Consider the following 18,930-nt stretch of genomic DNA (forward strand, 5'->3'; position numbering starts at 1 on the left):
GTATCCTGGCTCTTCGGTCGCGCGTACGTCCGCGATCGCCGCTGCCCGGGAACACCGAAGGGCGGCACCCCCCACCCACGAAGACCGAAAGCAGGAATGGTTCTGAACGCGCGCCTCGACCACCGCGACCCCCTCGTGTTCGACACACACGAGCTGGGACGGCGGCCCGGTGCGCTCCAGCGCCTGACCCGCACGGTCGACGCTCCCAAGGACTTCGGTCTCCAGGGAGTCGTCGGGGTGCCGGAAGGCGCCCCGGTGGAGCTCGATCTCCGGCTCGAGTCGGTCATGGAAGGGGTGCTCGTCACAGGCACCGCCCGTGCCAGGGCCGAGGGGGAGTGCGTAAGGTGTCTGGAGCCGCTGGAGCAGCAGCTCGAAGCGGACTTCCAGGAGCTGTTCTCGTACCCTGACGCCGACGACCGTGGCCGCCCCGTGGCGGAACCGGGCGACGACGCCGAGGACGACGAGGACAGGTTCTTCGTCGAGGACGGACTGATCGGCCTCGAACCCGTGCTGCGCGACGCGGTGGTGCTCGCACTGCCGATGCAGCCGGTGTGCCAGGAAGACTGCCAGGGTCTGTGCTCCGAGTGCGGAGTGCGCCTGTCGGACGACCCGGACCACCACCACGACGCCGTCGACATCCGTTGGGCGGCATTGCAGGGACTCGCCGGTTCACTCGGAGACGGCGAGAAGGACGAGATGAGCGGCGACGGGCCAGAGTCCGGGGACGCCGCCGAGAAGCAGGAGAAGTAGCCGTGGCTGTTCCGAAGCGGAAGATGTCGCGCAGCAACACGCGCCACCGCCGGTCGCAGTGGAAGGCTGCGGTCCCCACCCTGGTTGCGTGCGAGCGCTGCCACGAGCCCAAGCAGCAGCACATCGCGTGCCCGTCTTGCGGCACTTACAACAAGCGCCAGGTCCTCGAGGTCTGAGCGGCTGGTGAGAGGCACTGTGTCAGTCCCCAAGAAGGCGGAAGACGCCAAGGCGGACCCCGCCAAGAAGAAGGCGGACACCCAGGCCTCGTCCCACACGCTTCTGGAAGGGCGGCTCGGCTATCAGCTCGAGTCCGCCCTTCTGGTGCGTGCACTGACCCACCGTTCCTACGCGTACGAGAACGGCGGTCTGCCGACGAACGAGCGGCTGGAGTTCCTCGGTGACTCCGTCCTCGGCCTCGTCGTCACGGACACGCTGTACCGCACCCACCCCGACCTGCCCGAAGGCCAGCTGGCCAAGTTGCGGGCCGCGGTGGTCAACTCGCGTGCGCTGGCGGAGGTGGGCCGTGGGCTCGAACTCGGCTCCTTCATCCGGCTCGGCCGCGGTGAAGAGGGCACGGGTGGCCGGGACAAGGCGTCCATCCTCGCCGACACCCTCGAAGCGGTGATCGGCGCGGTCTATCTCGACCAGGGCCTCGACGCGGCCTCCGAACTGGTGCACCGCCTGTTCGACCCGCTGATCGAGAAGTCCTCGAACCTCGGTGCCGGCCTGGACTGGAAGACCAGCCTCCAGGAACTCACCGCGACCGAAGGGCTCGGCGTCCCCGAGTACCTGGTCACGGAGACCGGTCCCGACCACGAGAAGACCTTCACCGCTGCCGCCCGCGTCGGAGGCGTCTCGTACGGCACCGGCACCGGCCGCAGCAAGAAGGAGGCGGAGCAGCAGGCCGCGGAATCCGCGTGGCGGTCCATCCGGGCCGCGGCGGACGAGCGCGCCAAGGCGACGGCGAACTCCGTCGACGTGGACCCCGACGAGGCGTCCGCCTCCGCCTGACCCGTCCACCGCACGGCCCGAACGCCCGCCCCGTCTCCGGGGCGGGCGTTCGGCTCGTCCCATCCGTCAACCGGACCGGTCCACCGGCCTGCCCGAGGGGAAGCCATGCCCGAGTTGCCCGAGGTGGAGGTCGTACGGCGCGGCCTGGAGCGCTGGGTCGCCCACCGGACCGTCGCCGACGCCGAGGTGCTGCACCCGCGCGCGGTACGCCGGCACCTCGCCGGCCCCGACGACTTCGCCCACCGCCTGGGGGGCCACCGCATCGGCACCCCGAGCCGCCGCGGCAAGTACCTGTGGCTGCCGCTGGAGGACACCGACCAGGCGGTCCTCGCCCACCTCGGCATGAGCGGCCAGCTCCTGGTCCAGCCGCACGAGACACCCGCCGAGAAGCACCTGCGCATCCGGGTCCGCTTCACCGACGCCCTCGGCACCGAGCTGCGCTTCGTCGACCAGCGCACCTTCGGCGGCCTCTCCCTGCACGAGACCACCCCCGACGGACTGCCCGACGTCATCGCGCACATCGCCCGCGACCCGCTGGACCCGCTCTTCGACGACGAGGCGTTCCACCTCGCCCTGCGCCGCAAACGCACCACGATCAAACGGGCCCTGCTCGACCAGTCCCTGATCAGCGGCGTCGGCAACATCTACGCGGACGAGGCCCTGTGGCGCGCCCGCCTGCACTACGAACGCCCCACGGCCACCCTCACCCGCCCCCGCACCACCGAACTCCTCGGCCACGTCCGGGACGTGATGAACGCCGCCCTCGCCGTCGGCGGCACCAGCTTCGACAGCCTGTACGTCAACGTCAACGGGGAGTCCGGCTACTTCGACCGCTCGCTCGACGCGTACGGCCGCGAGGGCCTGCCCTGCCGCCGCTGCGCCACACCGATGCGCCGCCGGCCGTGGATGAACCGCTCCAGCTACTTCTGCCCCAGGTGCCAGCGGGCGCCGAGGGTCACGGCGTAGGCATCCGCTGCGCGTCGTACCGCTCGCGCGAGGCCAGGACCTCGTCCATCCGCCCCTCCAGGCACTGGATGAGCGCCTTGAGCCGCTCGGCCACCTCGCGCCCGAGCGGCGTGAGCTCGTAGTCCACGCGCGGCGGGTTGGTCGGCTGGGCCTCGCGGTGCACCAGCCCGTCGCGCTCCAGCGCGTGCAGGGTCTGGGCCAGCATCTTCTCGCTGACGCCGTCCACCCGGCGCCGCAGCTCGTTGAACCGGAGGGAACCCTCGTGCAGCGCGCCGAGCGTCAGCGCGCCCCAGCGCCCGGTGACATGCTCCAGGGTGCCGCGCGAGGGACAGGCCCGGGAGAACACGTCGTACGGCAGATCCTGCTCCGCCGTGCGCTCCTGCATGGTCGACATGCGTCCAGCGTACGTGAGCACAGCGCTGCGCCGCAGGTCGCGCTGAACGAGGGACAGCGCCGGGCCGGCGGTCCCGGGCCCGCCGGGCACAAGGGGCGGCCGTGCCGCCCAGGAGGAAGAAGCGCGGGCCCAGGAGAAAGCCCGGGAAGACCGAAGCCCTCAGTAGCCGAAGTCCTGCGTCCACCAAGGGCCGCCGGAGCCGAAGTGGACACCGACACCCAGGGTCTTGAAGTCGCAGTTCAGGATGTTGGCGCGGTGGTCGGGGCTGTTCATCCAGGCGTCCATCACGGCCTGGGCGTCCGCCTGGCCGCGGGCTATGTTCTCGCCCCCGAGACCGGATATGCCGGCCGCCGCCGCCCGGTCCCAGGGGGTGGCGCCGCCGGGGTCGGTGTGGTCGAAGAAGCCCTGGGTCGCCATGGCCTCGCTGAAGTCCTCGGCCAGTTCGCGCAGGGCGCTGTTCGCGGCCACCGGGGTGCAGCCCACCTTGGCCCGTTCGTCGTTGACCAGCTTGAGCACCTGCGCCTCGGCGACGGCCTGCTCGGAGACGGCGGCGGGCGCGCTGGGCTTCGTGGGCTGCCCGGTCGCCGGGCGCGAGGGCGTGGGCTTCGGTGTGGTGCTCGGCGTCGTCTTCGGCTTCTTGGTCTTCGACGGTGTCCCGGCCGGGGCGGCGGGCCTGGTAGCGGGGGCCGAGGCGGAGGGGGAGGCCGAGGACGGCGAGGAGGACGGGGAGTCCTTCGCGGCCTCTTCCTTCGAAGGGGACGGGGCGGACCGGGAGGGCGAGGAGGAGGAGCGATCGGCGCCGCGGCTCGTGGCGGCGTCGTCGCCCCGGCCGGTGTCGGCGCTGCCCGAGGTGCCGCCCTGCTGGGACGGGCTGTTCGTCGGGACGTCCTGGGCGTGCACCTGGTCGCCGCCGCCGGCGCCGCCCATCCGGTAGTTGTCGAGGCCGGGTACGACGCCCGTGGCCACCGCCACCGTTCCGATGGCGACCGCGGCGGACACGCCGAGCAGACCGGCGCGGACCGGCGTGGCCGCCTTCCTGCGACGGCGACGGCGCCCTCCGCCGGGCTGCGAGCCGCCGTCGGGCGTGTATCCGCCCGCGGGGAAGGCGACGGTGCGGCCGGCCTGCGGACCCTCGCCGTCCTGGCCCTCCGCGAACAGGTACGCGTCGCTCTTGGCACGGGCCTCGGCGTAGGCCTCGGGATTCAGATAGGGGGCGATCCCCATCGTGGGGGCCTTGTCGGCGGCCGGCGCCTGAGGGTCGTGGCCCCGTCCCGTCGTACCGTCCGTCTGACGGCCTTGTGCGGCGCGGCCCGTGGCGGCGCGGCCGGCGGCGGAGCGTCGGTGGCGTCCCATGTCCTGGCCTTCCTCGTCCTCGTCCTCGCGCGCCGGGCGTGCCCTCGCGGTCGACTGTGCTCACGATCAATACGGAACTCACACGATTGAGTGAGTTTCAAGTGAGATTCACTGGATCGGGACGGTACCGCATGGCGCCAGGGGCTGAAGTGTCCAGCGAGACATTGACTGGTTAGGTTGCAGTCATGAGCGAGGATGTACGACTGGTCGCGTGGGTGCGCGGACAGGTCCAGGGCGTGGGTTTCCGCTGGTTCACGCGGGCGAGGGCGCTGGAACTCGGCGGGATGAGTGGTTTTGCTCTCAATTTGGGCGACGGCCGTGTGCAGGTCGTCGCGGAGGGCCCGCGCGAGCGCTGCGAGGGCCTGCTCGAGTGGCTGCGCGGTGACGACACGCCCGGACGCGTGGACGGAGTCACCGAGATCTGGGACACACCCCGCGGGGGCTACGAGGGCTTCGCCATCCGCTGACGGCCCGCCGCGCGAGGCCCTCCGAACCCCGGGGGCGGCGCTCCCCACAGGGGTGGTCCGGGCGAAAACCGGCAGGTGGTTGCCAAGGGAGGCCGCTCGTGGCAGGCTCCGCACGCAGAATGATCGCCACGCCCCCAGGGGCCCGCAGGAGTCGCAGCGTCGCCGCTTCCCGGCCGCATGCCCCCGGGCGCCCGCCAATACGGGGCGTGATCGTGTTGACCGTCAAACTTTTTGGTGAGACGCTGAAAGCCCCGCGCACCTTAGCTGTTTGGCATGGTTGAACGGCAGTAAAAACTCCAAAGTGCCAAGCACCGCGGGTGCGATCCCCTGACGACCCACACCGCTTCGGTCGGTCACTCATTGTGGAGGACCATCCATCATGGCAAAGGCGCTTCTCGGTTACGTCGGCGGCTCCGACCCGCGACTCCTCGCCGAGATGCGACGGCTCCAGCAGCGCGTCCAGGACCTGGAATCCGAGCTCGGACGAATCCAGGCGGAGAAGGACGCGCTGGCGGCTGCCGCTTCTCACGACAGGATCATGGAGAGCATGGAGAGCGTTGACGCACACCAGGCGGAGCCTGCGCTCACCTGATCACTGCATCGCCGCACCACGGCACAGCAGCAGTGGTCGGGCCCGCCCGTACAACCGCTCAGGTGTCAGAGTCTGCAAGGGACGCTTCGGCGTCCCTTCTTTCTTTCCGGCCCCCCGTCCCGCCCGCGTCGCCCGCCGTGTGTCCGTCCCCGCGCAACCTTTCACCCTCTTCAACGTCTGATGTGCCCTGCACGTTCACCGGTGAAACCGCGGCGGTTCACCGGTTCATGGAGTGAGACGGCACCGAAAGGTAGAGTCCGACGGCGTGCACCTGAAGGCCCTGACCCTGCGCGGGTTCAAGTCGTTCGCCTCGGCGACCACGCTCCGGTTCGAACCGGGCATCACCTGCGTCGTCGGCCCCAACGGCTCGGGCAAGTCCAACGTCGTCGACGCGCTCAGCTGGGTCATGGGCGAACAGGGCGCCAAGTCGCTGCGCGGCGGCAAGATGGAGGACGTCATCTTCGCCGGCACCACCGGCCGCCCACCGCTCGGCCGCGCCGAGGTGTCGCTGACCATCGACAACTCCGACGGTGCCCTGCCCATCGAGTACGCCGAGGTCACCATCACGCGGATCATGTTCCGCAACGGCGGCAGCGAGTACCAGATCAACGGTGACACCTGCCGCCTCCTCGACATCCAGGAGCTGCTCTCCGACTCCGGCATCGGCCGCGAGATGCACGTCATCGTCGGGCAGGGCCAGCTCGACTCCGTCCTGCACGCCGACCCGATGGGACGCCGGGCCTTCATCGAGGAGGCCGCCGGCGTCCTCAAGCACCGCAAGCGCAAGGAGAAGGCGCTCAGGAAACTGGACGCGATGCAGGCCAACCTCGCCCGTGTCCAGGACCTCACCGACGAGCTGCGGCGCCAGCTCAAGCCCCTCGGCCGGCAGGCGGCGGTCGCCCGCAGGGCCGCCGTCATCCAGGCCGACCTCCGGGACGCCCGGCTGCGGCTCCTCGCCGACGAGCTGGTGCGGATGCGCGAGGCGCTCCAGGCCGAGATCGCCGACGAGGCCGCACTCAAGGAACGCAAGGAGTCCGCCGAGCAGGAGCTGGGCCGCGCGCTGCGCCGCGAGGCGGACCTGGAGGACGAGGTGCGCCGCCTCACCCCGCGCCTCCAGCGCGCCCAGCAGACCTGGTACGAGCTGTCCCAGCTCGCCGAACGCGTGCGCGGCACCATCTCGCTGGCCGACGCCCGCGTGAAGAGCGCCACCTCCGCCCCGCCCGAGGAACGCCGGGGCCGCGACCCGGAGGAGCTGGAGCGCGAGGCCGCCCGCGTCCGAGAGCAGGAGGCGGAACTGGAGGCGGCCCTGGAGGCGGCCGAACACGCCCTGGAGGACACGGTCGCCCACCGCGCCGACCTCGAACGCGAACTGGCCGTGGAGGAGCGCCGCCTCAAGGACGCGGCCCGCGCGATCGCCGACCGCCGTGAGGGCCTGGCCCGGCTGAGCGGCCAGGTCGGCGCCGCCCGGTCCCGAGCCGCCTCCGCCCAGGCCGAGATCGAGCGGCTGGCCGAAGCCCGCGACGAGTCGCGGGAGCGCGCCGCCGCCGCCCAGGAGGAGTACGAGACCCTCCGGGCCGAGGTCGACGGGCTCGACGCCGACGACCAGGAACTCGCCGAGCGGCACGAGAGCGCCAAGCGGCGGCTGACCGATGCGGAGGCCGCCCTCGGCGCCGCCCGCGAGGCGGCCACCGCGGCCGAACGCGAACGCGCGGCCACGCAGGCCCGCCACGAGGCCCTCGCGCTCGGCCTGCGCCGCAAGGACGGCACCGGCGCCCTGCTCGCCGCCAGGGACCGGCTCACCGGCCTGCTCGGCCCCGCCGCCGGGCTCCTCACCGTGACGCCGGGCCACGAGGCCGCCCTGGCCACCGCCTTCGGTGCCGCCGCCGACGCCCTGGCCGTGACCTCCCCGTCGGCCGCCGCCGACGCCATCCGCCTGCTGCGCAAGCAGGACGCGGGCCGGGCCGCCCTGCTGCTCGCCGGCGCCCCGGACGACGTACCGCGCGAGACCCGCCACGACGGACCTCCGTACGCGGCCGACCTGGTGCACGGGCCGGCGGACCTCATGCCCGCCGTACGGCGGCTGCTGCGGGGGATCGTCGTCGTGGCCACCCTGGAGGACGCCGAGGACCTCGTCTACGCCCGCCCCGGGCTGACCGCCGTCACCGCCGAGGGCGACCTGCTGGGCGCCCACTTCGCGCAGGGCGGGTCCGCCGGGGCGCCCAGCCTCCTGGAGGTGCAGGCGTCCGTGGACCAGGCCGCCGCCGAGCTGGCGGAGCTGGGCGTGCGGTGCGAGGAACTGGCGGCGGCGCAGGACGCGGCCGCCGCACGGCGCCGGGAGTCGGCGGCGCTCGTCGAGGAGCTGGGGGAGCGGCGCCGGGCCGCCGACCGGGAGAAGTCGTCCGTCGCCCAGCAGCTGGGCCGGCTGGCGGGCCAGGCGCGCGGCGCCGCCGGTGAGGCGGAACGGTCCGCCGCGGCGGCCGAGCGGGCTCAGCAGGCCCTGGACAAGGCGCTGATGGAGGTCGAGGAACTGGCCGAGCGGCTCGCCGTCGCGGAGGAACTGCCGGTCGAGGAGGAGCCCGACACCTCGGCACGCGACCGGCTCGCCGCCGACGGCGCCAACGCGCGCCAGACCGAGATGGAGGCCCGACTCCAGGTCCGTACCCACGAGGAGCGGGTCAAGGGGCTGGCCGGACGGGCCGACTCCCTGGACCGGGCCGCCCGCGCCGAACGCGAGGCACGCGCGCGTGCCGAGCAGCGCAGGGCCAGGCTGCGGCACGAGGCGGCCGTCGCCGAGGCGGTGGCCACGGGTGCCCGGCAGCTGCTCGCGCACGTCGAGGTCTCGTTGACCCGCGCCGAGGGGGAACGCACCCTCGCCGAGGCGGCCAAGGCTCGGCGCGAGCAGGAACTGACCGCCGCGCGCACCGCCGGGCGCGACCTCAAGGCGGAGCTGGACAAGTTGACGGATTCAGTTCACCGGGGCGAGGTACTCGGCGCCGAGAAGCGGCTGCGCATCGAGCAGCTGGAGACCAAGGCGCTGGAGGAACTCGGTGTGGAACCGGCGGGACTCGCGGCCGAGTACGGCCCCCATCAAGAGGTGCCGCCCTCGCCCCCCGCCGAGGGCGAGGTGCTCCCCGACGATCCGGAACACCCGCGCCACCGCCCGCGCCCCTTCGTCCGCTCCGAGCAGGAGAAGCGGCTGAAGGCCGCCGAGCGCGCCTACCAGCAGCTCGGCAAGGTCAACCCGCTGGCCCTGGAGGAGTTCGCGGCGCTGGAGGAGCGGCACCAGTTCCTCAGCGAGCAGCTGGAGGACCTGAAGAAGACCCGCGCCGACCTGCTCCAGGTCGTCAAGGAGGTCGACGAGCGCGTCGAGCAGGTCTTCACCGAGGCCTTCCGGGACACCGCCCGGGAGTTCGAGGGCGTCTTCAGCCGGCTCTTCCCGGGTGGTGAGGGGCGGCTGATCCTGACCGACCCCGACAACATGCTCACCACGGGCGTGGACGTCGAGGCCCGGCCGCCGGGCAAGAAGGTCAAGCGGCTCTCGTTGCTCTCCGGCGGGGAGCGCTCGCTGACCGCGGTGGCGATGCTGGTGTCGATCTTCAAGGCCCGGCCGAGCCCGTTCTACGTGATGGACGAGGTTGAGGCGGCCCTTGACGACACCAACCTGCAGCGGCTGATCCGGATCATGCAGGAGCTGCAGGAGGCCTCGCAGCTGATCGTCATCACGCACCAGAAGCGCACGATGGAGGTCGCCGACGCGCTCTACGGCGTATCCATGCAGGGCGACGGTGTGTCGAAGGTCATCAGCCAGCGGCTCCGGTAGTTCCGACCTTCCAAAATTTCAACTCTTGAACGATTAGCCTGCCTTGGCCCCCTTTCGTGTCCTAAAAGTCACAACTGCCACCCTATTGACTTCAGAACTTGAAGGCATAGTCTCTGCAGCGTTGCTTTTACCTTCAGGTCCCTTCGGTGACACCTCGAAGGGTGAACCGTCCCGGCAGCGTTGCCGGTAGCCCGAGGAGTACACGTGGCCAGCACATCGCAGGCGTCCAGTCCAGGAGCCGGGACGGCTCATCCCGATCATCTCGGGCATGTCATCTTCATCGCGGCGGCGGCCGCGATGGGCGGTTTCCTGTTCGGCTACGACAGTTCTGTGATCAATGGTGCGGTCGAGGCGATCCGGGACCGTTACGACGTCGGTTCGGCGGTGCTGGCGCAGGTCATCGCGGTCGCGTTGATCGGCTGTGCGATCGGGGCGGCGACCGCGGGCCGGATCGCGGACCGGATCGGCCGGATCCGGTGCATGCAGATCGCGGCGGTCCTGTTCACCGTCAGTGCCGTCGGTTCCGCCCTGCCGTTCGCGCTGTGGGACCTGGCAATGTGGCGTGTCATCGGCGGGTTCGCGATCGGCATGGCCTCGGTGATCGGTCCCGCCTACATCGCCGAGGTGTCCCCGCCCGCCTACCGGGGCCGGCTCGGTTCCTTCCAGCAGGCCGCGATCGTCATCGGCATCGCCGTGTCCCAGCTGGTCAACTGGGGGCTGCTGAACGCCGCCGGCGGTGACCAGCGCGGTGAGCTGATGGGCCTGGAGGCCTGGCAGGTCATGCTCGGCGTCATGGTGATTCCGGCGGTCCTGTACGGCCTGCTGTCCTTCGCCATCCCCGAGTCCCCCCGCTTCCTGATCTCCGTGGGCAAGCGCGAGCGGGCCAAGAAGATCCTCGCGGAGGTCGAGGGCGGGGACGTGGACTTCGACGCCCGCGTCACCGAGATCGAGCACGCCATGCACCGCGAGGAGAAGTCCTCCTTCAAGGACCTCCTGGGCGGCGGCTTCTTCTTCAAGCCGATCGTCTGGATCGGTATCGGCCTGTCGGTCTTCCAGCAGTTCGTCGGCATCAACGTCGCGTTCTACTACTCCTCGACGCTGTGGCAGTCGGTCGGCGTCGACCCCACCGATTCCTTCTTCTACTCGTTCACGACGTCGATCATCAACATCATCGGCACCGTGATCGCGATGATCTTCGTGGACCGCGTGGGCCGCAAACCGCTCGCCCTGATCGGCTCCGTCGGCATGGTGATCGGTCTGGCGCTGGAGGCCTGGGCCTTCTCCTTCCACCTGGTCGACGGCAAGCTCCCGGCCACCCAGGGCTGGGTCGCCCTGATCGCCGCCCACATCTTCGTCCTCTTCTTCGCCCTCTCCTGGGGCGTGGTCGTCTGGGTCTTCCTCGGCGAGATGTTCCCCAACCGGATCCGCGCCGCCGCCCTGGGCGTGGCCGCCTCCGCGCAGTGGATCGCCAACTGGGCCATCACCGCGAGCTTCCCCTCGCTGGCCGACTGGAACCTCTCCGGCACCTACGTGATCTACACGGTCTTCGCCGCCCTCTCCATCCCCTTCGTGCTCAAGTTCGTGAAGGAGACCAAGGGCAAGGCCCTGGAGGAGATGGGCTGACCCGCCCGCCCCGAACCCGGGGGGAAGGGCCAAGTCCCCGCTGCCCCTCTCCCCACACCGTCCGCCGCCCCGCCCGGTCACTCTCCGGGCGGGGCGGCGGTGTCGTGGAGCGTGCGCAGGGCCGGAGCCGCCGCGGGACCCGCGGTCAGACGCGCAGGGCCTCGCGCTGTGCGGCCTGCTCCACGGGCGTCGCCGGGGCGACCACCGCGGGCTTCGGCAGGACGGCGTACAGCAGGCCGGAGAGGACCACGGTGGCCACCCAGCCGAGCCCGTACTCGCCGATCACGTTGTTCGCCGCGAGGGGGCCGGTGAACCAGTCGGACGAGGTGAACGTCAGACCGGCGGCCAGGCCCACCGCCCAGGCGACGACGGCGGCGGGGGAGAAGCCGCCGCGGTACCAGTAGGCGCTGGTGCGGCCGGTGTCGGCCAGGGCCTCGCCGTCGTACTCCCGGCGGCGCAGCATGTCCGCGCCGAACACGCCGACCCACGCGGAGAAGGCCACCGCGAGCAGCGACAGGAAGGCGATGAACGAGCCCATGAAGCTGGTCGCCACCAGCATCAGCACGCCGCCGAAGACCAGCGAGATCACGGCGTTCACCGAGACCGCCCAGTGCCGGGGGACCTTGAAGCCCAGGGTCTGCGCGGTGAAGCCCGCCGAGTACATCGACATCGAGTTGATCAGCAGCATGCCGATCAGCGCGATCAGCAGGTACGGCACGGCGATCCAGGTCGGCAGGATCTCGCCCAGGAAGGAGACCGGGTCGGCGGCCGAGGCCAGGTCCGGTGTGGAGACCGCCATGACCGCGCCCATCAGCACCATCGGCAGCACGACGATCCCCGCACCGCCGACCGTGACGCCCACGATCCCCTTCGAGGAGGCCGTGCGCGGCAGGTACCGCGTGAAGTCCGGAGCGGACGGGATCCAGCTGACGCCGCCGGCCGCGATCAGGCCCACGCCCGTGATCACCGAGGCCACCGAACCCGCGGGCCGGTCGTACACCGCGGACCAGTCGGTGTCGACGACCAGGTAGCCCAGCACCAGCACCGAGAAGGCGCCGAAGAGGTACGCCGCGTACTTGTTGCACTTCTGCACGGCGTTGATGCCCAGCCCGGAGATGGCGAACGTCGCCACGACGAAGGCGAGCAGCGTCACCATGTCCAGCACGCTGTTGGCGCGTATGCCGAACAGGATGTCCAGGACCGTGAGCAGGGCATACGCGCCGGTCACGGCGTTGATCGTCTCCCACCCCCAGCGGGCGACCCAGATCAGCGAGCCCGGCAGCAGATTGCCCCGCTGGCCGAACACGGCACGCGACAGCGCCATCCCCGGAGCGCCGCCCCGCTTGCCCGCGATCCCGATGAGGCCGACCAGGCCGTACGACACGACCGGCGCCGCGGCGGCGACGACCAGGGCCTGCCAGAAGCTGAGCCGGTACGCCACGACGAGGCTCGCGCCCATCGTGAGCAGCAGCACGCTGATGTTGGCGCCGACCCAGGTCGGGAACAGCTCGCGGGTCCGGGCGGTGCGCTCGCGGTCGGGCACCTGCTCGATGCCGCGTGTTTCCAGGGCGCCTTCGTTCTCGGCGGTCTTGCTCATGGGGGGTCCGTGCCTCGATCGTGGGGGAGAGGGGCGGTCGGGACTCTACGCGCGTTGACGCGGCCTCCTCCATCGTACTTTGCTCCGACTCGTTACCTCCAGGGGCCTTTGTCCTTTGTCGGAAACCACGAGCGTCCGCCGACGGGGGGCCGTGCGGGGGGTCACGCATACTGGACCCGTTATGGAAATCGTCATCCTTGCTGTAGTCATCGCCGTGGTCGTGATCGGCGCGCTCGGCGGGCTGGTCGTCGGCAGCCGCCGCAAGAAGCAGCTGCCCGAGCCGCCCCCCGCCGCGCCCGACATCACCGCCCCTCCGGCCGAGCCGCACGTCGGCGACGAGGCCGAGACGCCGCGCGACGAAACGCGCCGGACGATAGAGGAGGTCGACCTCCCGGACGGCGGCACCGCCACCGTCGAGGAGCCGCCCGTCGTCGAAGAGCTCGAGATCCCCCGGATCGAGGTTCCCGAGCCCACCGCCGGCCGACTGGTCCGGCTCCGTGCCCGCCTCTCCCGCTCGCAGAACGCCCTCGGCAAGGGCCTGCTGACGCTGCTGTCCCGGGAGCACCTCGACGAGGACACCTGGGAGGAGATCGAGGACACGCTGCTCACCGCCGACGTCGGTGTGCAGCCCACCCAGGAGCTGGTCGAGCGGCTCCGCGAGCGGGTGAAGGTCCTCGGCACCCGCACGCCCGAGGAGCTGCGCACCCTGCTGCGCGAGGAGCTGATCACCCTCGTCGGCCCGGACATGGACCGCGAGGTCAAGACCGAGCCCGCCACGAGCAGGCCCGGCATCGTGATGGTCGTGGGGGTGAACGGCACCGGCAAGACCACCACCACCGGCAAGCTCGCCCGCGTCCTGGTGGCCGACGGCCGCAGCGTCGTCCTCGGCGCCGCCGACACCTTCCGAGCCGCCGCCGCGGACCAGCTCCAGACCTGGGGCGAGCGGGTCGGGGCCCACACCGTGCGCGGGCCGGAGGGCGGCGACCCCGCCTCCGTCGCCTTCGACGCGGTCAAGGAGGGCAAGGAGATGGGCTCGGACGTCGTGCTCATCGACACCGCCGGCCGCCTGCACACCAAGACCGGCCTGATGGACGAGCTGGGCAAGGTCAAGCGCGTCGTGGAGAAGCACGCCCCGCTGGACGAGGTGCTCCTCGTGCTGGACGCCACCACCGGCCAGAACGGTCTGATCCAGGCCCGGGTCTTCGCCGAGGTCGTGAACATCACCGGCATCGTGCTCACCAAGCTGGACGGCACGGCCAAGGGCGGCATCGTGGTCGCCGTCCAGCGTGAGCTGGGTGTGCCGGTCAAGCTGATCGGGCTCGGTGAGGGTGCGGACGACCTGGCGCCGTTCGAGCCGGCGGCCTTCGTGGATGCCCTCATCGGCGAGTGACGCCGTCTGCCCGGCGCCCCGCGCCCGCGCACAGGCGAGAAGCGCCCGCCTCCCGGACCGGGAGACGGGCGCTTTCGCCGTGCGGCGGGTGACGACGGGCGACGGGACGTGCGAGGAGGTGGCGACGGGCGATGGGTCGTGCGAGGGGGGTGGCGAGGGGCGACGGGTCGTGCGAGGCGGGGGTGACGCTGCCGACCCGGCGCATGCGCGTGCGCGGGCGGAGTGTCAAGGGCCTGGTGCCGTGCGACGCGCCCCGGCGGGCAGGGCAGGGCGGCGGCCGGGACTGCCGACCGGAGTTGTGCGCGTCGTGGCGTACGGACGGACAGGCGTCCCGGGTGGGTGTCTACGCCCGGGACCGGTGGGCCACGTACGCCAGGGTGCCCAGCAGCAGCCGTGCCGCCGGTGGCTTGGTGGCCGAGTCGAAGGCCGGGGGGCGCAGCCAGCGCACCGGACCCCGGCCGCCGCGGTCGGAGGGCGGGGCCGTGATGTACGTACCGGGGCCGAGGCCGCTCAGGTCGAGGGCCGACGGGTCGTCCCAGCCCATGCGGTACAGCAGCCGGGGCAGCTCGGCGGCGGCGCCGGGGGCGACGAAGAAGTGGGCGCGGCCCTGCGGGGTGACCGCGACCGGGCCGAGCGGGAGGCCCATGCGCTCCAGCCGGGCCAGCGCCCGCAGCCCGGCGGGCTCGGCCACCTCGATCACGTCGAAGCCCTGCCCGACCACCAGCATCACCGCGGCGCCGGGGTACCGGGCCCAGGCCTCGCTCACCTCGTCCAGCGTCGCCCCGGCGGGGACCGGGGGCGCGAAGTCCAGGGGGTGCGCACCCGGCGCCGGACAGTCGGACAGGCCGCACGAGCAGACGCCCCCTGCGGTCCGGGCCCCCGGCACCACGTCCCAGCCCCACAGCCCCGTGAACTCGGCCACGACGGTGCACTCCGAGGCGCGGCCGCGGCGGCGCGCGCCGGACCGGATCTCGCGCATGCCCCGACTGCTGCCGATGCCGATCGTGAAGCCCATGCCCCCTCCAACGGGTCCGACGCAGCGGCGGTTACGCAACGGACGTGAAAAGTGACTCTCTGCTTCCAACTCCCCGGTCAGGCGCGGTTCAGGCAGCGTCCGGGAGCACTCGGGGTGGTGCGCCCGACGACGCACGCCCCGGTGTGCACCGTTGCACCGACTCCCGGTTGGCCTATGTCAAGTGAATCGCGTCCCGGCCACCGCGAGTTCATTCGAAGGGGTGGCGAATGGTGGCGATTCCGCAATCGCCATGGCTGGGTGAGTGATCGCGGGACTACTTTGTGTACATGGAGCCGTGGGGCACATGCACTTGTGGGTATGCCGGAGGCAACCGGGCTTTCTGTTCGAAGGGTGCCAACCACCGGACGGAGGGCCGCAACCACCGGCATTCTGATAGGGCTTGGCGCACTCGGCGACAGGTGGTCTCAGGGATGGGGGCGTTCCAGTGAGTGGCAACGGCGGAAGCGGTAGGGGCGCGGCGAGCGCGTCGCACGCTGACAAGCGCCCGAACGAGCTGCTCACCTCCTGGTTCGCCCGCAGCGGTTGGTCCAAGGGCGAGCTGGCCCGCCAGGTCAACCGCCGGGCCCGCCAGTTGGGCGCCAACCACATCTCCACCGACACCTCACGCGTGCGCCGCTGGCTCGACGGGGAGAACCCGCGCGAGCCGATCCCGCGGATCCTGTCCGAGCTGTTCTCCGAGCGTTTCGGCGTCGTCGTCTCCGTCGAGGACCTGGGCCTGCGTTCCACCCGCCCCACACCCTCCGCGACCGGCGTCGACCTCCCCTGGACGGGCCCGCAGACCGTGGCCCTGCTCAGCGAGTTCTCGCGCAGCGACCTCATGCTGGCGCGGCGCGGCTTCCTCGGGAGCTCGCTGGCCCTCTCCGCGGGCCCGTCCCTCATCGAGCCGATGCAGCGCTGGCTCGTCCCCACGCCCTCCGCGACCACGCCGGGGGCCGAGGACGAGCCCGGGGCGCCCGCCACCCGCGCGCGTGGGCGCCTGTCCCGGCCGGAGCTGGACCTCCTGGAGTCCACCGCCGTGATGTTCCGCCGCTGGGACGCCCAGTGCGGCGGCGGTCTGCGCCGCAAGGCCGTGGTCGGCCAGCTGCACGAGGTCACCGACCTGCTCCAGGAACCCCAGACGGAGGCCACGCGGGCCAGGCTCTTCAAGGTCGCCGCCGAGCTGGCCGAGCTGGCCGGCTGGATGTCGTACGACGTGGGGCTCCAGCCCACCGCCCAGAAGTACTTCGTGCTCGCCCTGCACGCAGCCAAGGAAGCGGGGGACCGGCCGCTCGGCTCGTACATCCTCTCCAGCATGAGCCGCCAGATGATCCATCTCGGCCGGCCCGACGACGCCCTGGAGCTGATCCACCTCGCCCAGTACGGCAGCCGGGACTGCGCCAGCCCCCGCACCCAGTCGATGCTGTACGCGATGGAGGCCCGCGCCTACGCCAACATGGGGCAGCCCGGGCGCTGCAAGCGCGCCGTGCGCATGGCGGAGGACATCTTCGCCGAGGCAGGCGAGTGGGACGAGCCGGACCCCGACTGGATCCGCTTCTTCTCCGAGGCCGAGCTGTACGGGGAGAACAGCCACTCCTTCCGCGACCTCGCCTACGTGGCCGGCCGCAGTCCCGCCTACGCCTCCCTCGCCGACCCCCTGATGCGCCGGGCCGTGGAGCTCTTCGCCAAGGACGAGGAACACCAGCGCTCCTACGCGCTGAACCTGATCGGCATGGCCACCGTCCACCTGCTGCGCCGCGAGCCGGAGGAGAGCGCCGTCCTGGCCAAGGAGGCCATGGGCATCGCCAAGAAGGTCCGCTCCGAACGCGTCAACACCCGCATCCGCAAGACCGTCGACACGGCCGTACGCGATTTCGGCGACCTCGGTGAGGTCGTCGACCTCACCGAACGGCTCGCGATCGAGTTGCCGGAGACCGCCGAAGCGGTCTGAACCCCCACCAGCCCCGGCCGCGGCCGGCCCTCCCGAACTGCCCGACTCGGCTCCCCCATGCCAGGTCATTCGGAGGCCCGCCGCGGCCGGCTCGTGTCCGGGTGCGGACCACCCCGCCACGACGGCGACCGCCCGGGCCCGCACCCGGCCGTTCACCCACGCGTAACACGCACCGCGCCTTCGTCACGGCGGCGAAACAACGAGGGGCCTCCACCGAAACCGCGCTGCGCCAATCTCGTGGCGCATAACCGGCCCACCGCTCACCCGCCCGCTCAGGCTTCGCCCGCACGGGGCCGTACCTACGACGAGGAGACGCCGATGGCTCCAGCCATCACGCTCGCGGCAGAGACACAGCTCTCTGCCGCCAACACAGGCTTCATGCTCATCTGCTCCGCCCTGGTGATGCTCATGACACCGGCCCTGGCCTTCTTCTACGGAGGCATGGTCCGCGTCAAGAGCACCCTGAACATGCTGATGATGAGCTTCATCAGCCTCGGCATCGTCACCGTCCTGTGGGTGCTGTACGGCTTCTCCATGGCGTTCGGCACCGACTCCGGCAGCATCGTCGGCTGGAACTCCGACTGGGTGGGCCTGAGCAACATCGGCCTGACCGAGCTGTGGGACGGCTACACCATCCCCGTCTTCGTGTTCCTGGTCTTCCAGCTGATGTTCGCCGTCCTCACCCCCGCCCTGATCAGCGGCGCCCTCGCGGACCGGGTGAAGTTCACGGCCTGGGCGCTGTTCATCGCCCTGTGGGTCACCGTCGTCTACTTCCCCGTCGCCCACTGGGTGTGGGGTGCGGGCGGCTGGGCCTTCGAACTGGGCGTGATCGACTTCGCCGGGGGCACGGCCGTGCACATCAACGCCGGTGCCGCCGCGCTCGGCGTGATCCTCGTCATCGGCAAGCGGGTCGGCTTCAAGAAGGACCCGATGCGCCCGCACAGCCTGCCGCTGGTCATGCTCGGCGCGGGCCTGCTGTGGTTCGGCTGGTTCGGCTTCAACGCCGGTTCCTGGCTCGGCAACGACGACGGCGTCGGCGCGCTGATGTTCGTCAACACCCAGGTCGCCACCGGTGCCGCCGTCCTCGGCTGGCTCGCCTACGAGAAGATCCGGCACGGCACCTTCACCACCCTGGGCGCGGCTTCCGGCGCGGTCTCCGGCCTGGTCGCCATCACCCCGGCGGGCGGCGCGGTCTCCCCGCTCGGCGCGATCGCCGTCGGGCTCATCGCCGGCGTGGTCTGCGCCATGGCCGTCGGCCTGAAGTACAAGTTCGGCTACGACGACTCCCTCGACGTGGTCGGCGTCCACCTCGTCGGCGGCATCCTCGGCTCGCTGCTCATCGGCTTCTTCGCCAGCGGCAAGGGCCAGTCCGACGTCCAGGGCCTCTTCTACGGCGGCGGCCTCGACCAGTTCTGGAAGCAGTGCGCGGGTGTCTTCGGCGTCCTCGCCTACTCCCTGGTCGTCTCCGCGGTCCTCGCCTTCCTGCTGGACAAGACGATCGGCATGCGGGTATCGGAGGACGTCGAGGTGGCCGGCATCGACCAGGCCGAGCACGCCGAGACCGCCTACGACTTCAGCGGCGCCGGCGGCGGTGCCGTCCGGACGACCGCCACGCCGACCGCCTCCGCGGCGGCGTCGGCCCCGAGCAAGAAGGTGGACGCATGAAGCTCATCACCGCCGTCGTCAAGCCGCACCGGCTCGACGAGATCAAGGAGGCCCTCCAGGCCTTCGGGGTCCACGGCCTGACCGTCACCGAGGCCAGCGGCTACGGCCGCCAGCGCGGACACACCGAGGTCTACCGGGGTGCCGAGTACACCGTCGACCTGGTGCCCAAGATCCGCATCGAGGTCCTGGTCGAGGACGACGACGCCGAGCAGCTGATCGACGTCGTGGTCAAGGCGGCCCGCACCGGCAAGATCGGCGACGGCAAGGTCTGGGCGGTCCCGGTCGACACGGCCGTACGGGTCAGGACCGGCGAGCGCGGACCCGACGCGCTCTGACACG

General features: G+C 71.5%; 16 protein-coding genes. 12 read left to right on the forward strand and 4 right to left on the reverse strand.

Annotation, left to right across the window (positions count from 1 at the left end; translation table 11 throughout):
- The first annotated feature begins 96 nt into the window (after positions 1-96).
- The 4 genes from IE94_RS0125465 to mutM all read left to right on the forward strand — a co-directional run bounded on the left by IE94_RS0125465 (position 97) and on the right by mutM (position 2,727).
- On the forward strand, positions 97-750 hold the full coding sequence (locus IE94_RS0125465; protein WP_030188573.1) for a YceD family protein: 654 nt from the start codon (positions 97-99) through the stop codon (positions 748-750).
- Positions 751-752: 2 nt separating this feature from the next.
- Complete coding sequence (gene rpmF / locus IE94_RS0125470) at positions 753-926, forward strand: 50S ribosomal protein L32 (RefSeq protein WP_003951102.1); 174 nt, start codon at positions 753-755, stop codon at positions 924-926.
- A gap of 7 nt (positions 927-933) precedes the next feature.
- Entirely contained in the window at positions 934-1,761 is an 828-nt protein-coding gene (gene rnc, locus IE94_RS0125475) for a ribonuclease III (protein ID WP_063829737.1), read from the forward strand.
- Between the two features lie 105 nt (positions 1,762-1,866).
- Positions 1,867-2,727, forward strand: a complete 861-nt coding sequence (mutM, locus tag IE94_RS0125480) for a bifunctional DNA-formamidopyrimidine glycosylase/DNA-(apurinic or apyrimidinic site) lyase (RefSeq protein WP_030188581.1) — start codon at positions 1,867-1,869, stop codon at positions 2,725-2,727.
- Here mutM and IE94_RS0125485 read toward each other — a convergent pair.
- Positions 2,717-3,121, reverse strand: coding sequence for a winged helix-turn-helix transcriptional regulator (locus tag IE94_RS0125485; RefSeq protein WP_030188583.1), 405 nt, complete (start codon positions 3,119-3,121; stop codon positions 2,717-2,719). The two genes, mutM and IE94_RS0125485, sit on opposite strands and share 11 nt — an antisense overlap.
- Before the next feature lie 159 nt (positions 3,122-3,280).
- The gene (locus IE94_RS0125490; protein WP_030188584.1) at positions 3,281-4,474 is read right to left on the reverse strand and encodes a CAP domain-containing protein; all 1,194 of its coding nucleotides are present in this window, start codon (positions 4,472-4,474) and stop codon (positions 3,281-3,283) included.
- Between the two features lie 185 nt (positions 4,475-4,659).
- Between IE94_RS0125490 and IE94_RS0125495 the strand changes: the two genes are divergently transcribed.
- The 4 genes from IE94_RS0125495 to IE94_RS0125510 all read left to right on the forward strand — a co-directional run bounded on the left by IE94_RS0125495 (position 4,660) and on the right by IE94_RS0125510 (position 10,976).
- Positions 4,660-4,941, forward strand: a complete 282-nt coding sequence (locus IE94_RS0125495; RefSeq protein ID WP_003973419.1) for an acylphosphatase — start codon at positions 4,660-4,662, stop codon at positions 4,939-4,941.
- Between the two features lie 379 nt (positions 4,942-5,320).
- Positions 5,321-5,533 carry a hypothetical protein gene (locus IE94_RS0125500; RefSeq protein WP_030188592.1) on the forward strand — a complete coding sequence of 71 codons (213 nt, stop codon included), beginning with the start codon at positions 5,321-5,323 and terminating at the stop codon, positions 5,531-5,533.
- A 265-nt stretch (positions 5,534-5,798) separates the two neighbouring features.
- Positions 5,799-9,353, forward strand: a complete 3,555-nt coding sequence (smc, locus tag IE94_RS0125505; protein WP_030188594.1) for a chromosome segregation protein SMC — start codon at positions 5,799-5,801, stop codon at positions 9,351-9,353.
- A gap of 204 nt (positions 9,354-9,557) precedes the next feature.
- On the forward strand, positions 9,558-10,976 hold the full coding sequence (locus IE94_RS0125510) for a sugar porter family MFS transporter (protein WP_030188599.1): 1,419 nt from the start codon (positions 9,558-9,560) through the stop codon (positions 10,974-10,976).
- A gap of 145 nt (positions 10,977-11,121) precedes the next feature.
- On the opposite strand, the gene IE94_RS0125515 is transcribed toward IE94_RS0125510, so the two are convergent.
- Complete coding sequence (locus IE94_RS0125515) at positions 11,122-12,573, reverse strand: cytosine permease (RefSeq protein WP_030188600.1); 1,452 nt, start codon at positions 12,571-12,573, stop codon at positions 11,122-11,124.
- Positions 12,574-12,754: 181 nt separating this feature from the next.
- Here IE94_RS0125515 and ftsY point away from each other — a divergent pair, with 181 nt between their 5' ends.
- Positions 12,755-13,963, forward strand: a complete 1,209-nt coding sequence (gene ftsY, locus IE94_RS0125520) for a signal recognition particle-docking protein FtsY (RefSeq protein WP_030188602.1) — start codon at positions 12,755-12,757, stop codon at positions 13,961-13,963.
- A gap of 343 nt (positions 13,964-14,306) precedes the next feature.
- Here ftsY and IE94_RS0125525 read toward each other — a convergent pair whose 3' ends face one another.
- Entirely contained in the window at positions 14,307-14,978 is a 672-nt protein-coding gene (locus tag IE94_RS0125525; protein ID WP_030188605.1) for a bifunctional DNA primase/polymerase, read from the reverse strand.
- A gap of 445 nt (positions 14,979-15,423) precedes the next feature.
- On the opposite strand from IE94_RS0125525, the gene nsdA reads away from it, so the two are divergent.
- The 3 genes from nsdA (at position 15,424) to IE94_RS0125540 (ending at position 18,926) form a co-directional block, all read left to right on the forward strand.
- Positions 15,424-16,926 (forward strand): transcriptional repressor NsdA, encoded by a 1,503-nt coding sequence (gene nsdA, locus IE94_RS0125530; protein WP_030188607.1) that lies wholly within the window; start codon positions 15,424-15,426, stop codon positions 16,924-16,926.
- A gap of 318 nt (positions 16,927-17,244) precedes the next feature.
- Positions 17,245-18,591 (forward strand): ammonium transporter, encoded by a 1,347-nt coding sequence (locus tag IE94_RS0125535; protein ID WP_030188609.1) that lies wholly within the window; start codon positions 17,245-17,247, stop codon positions 18,589-18,591.
- Complete coding sequence (locus IE94_RS0125540; RefSeq protein WP_003973409.1) at positions 18,588-18,926, forward strand: P-II family nitrogen regulator; 339 nt, start codon at positions 18,588-18,590, stop codon at positions 18,924-18,926. The genes IE94_RS0125535 and IE94_RS0125540 overlap by 4 nt, the downstream gene beginning before the upstream one ends.
- Positions 18,927-18,930 lie beyond the last annotated feature (4 nt).

It is taken from the genome of Streptomyces violaceorubidus (assembly GCF_000717995.1).
Taxonomy (GTDB): domain Bacteria; phylum Actinomycetota; class Actinomycetes; order Streptomycetales; family Streptomycetaceae; genus Streptomyces; species Streptomyces violaceorubidus.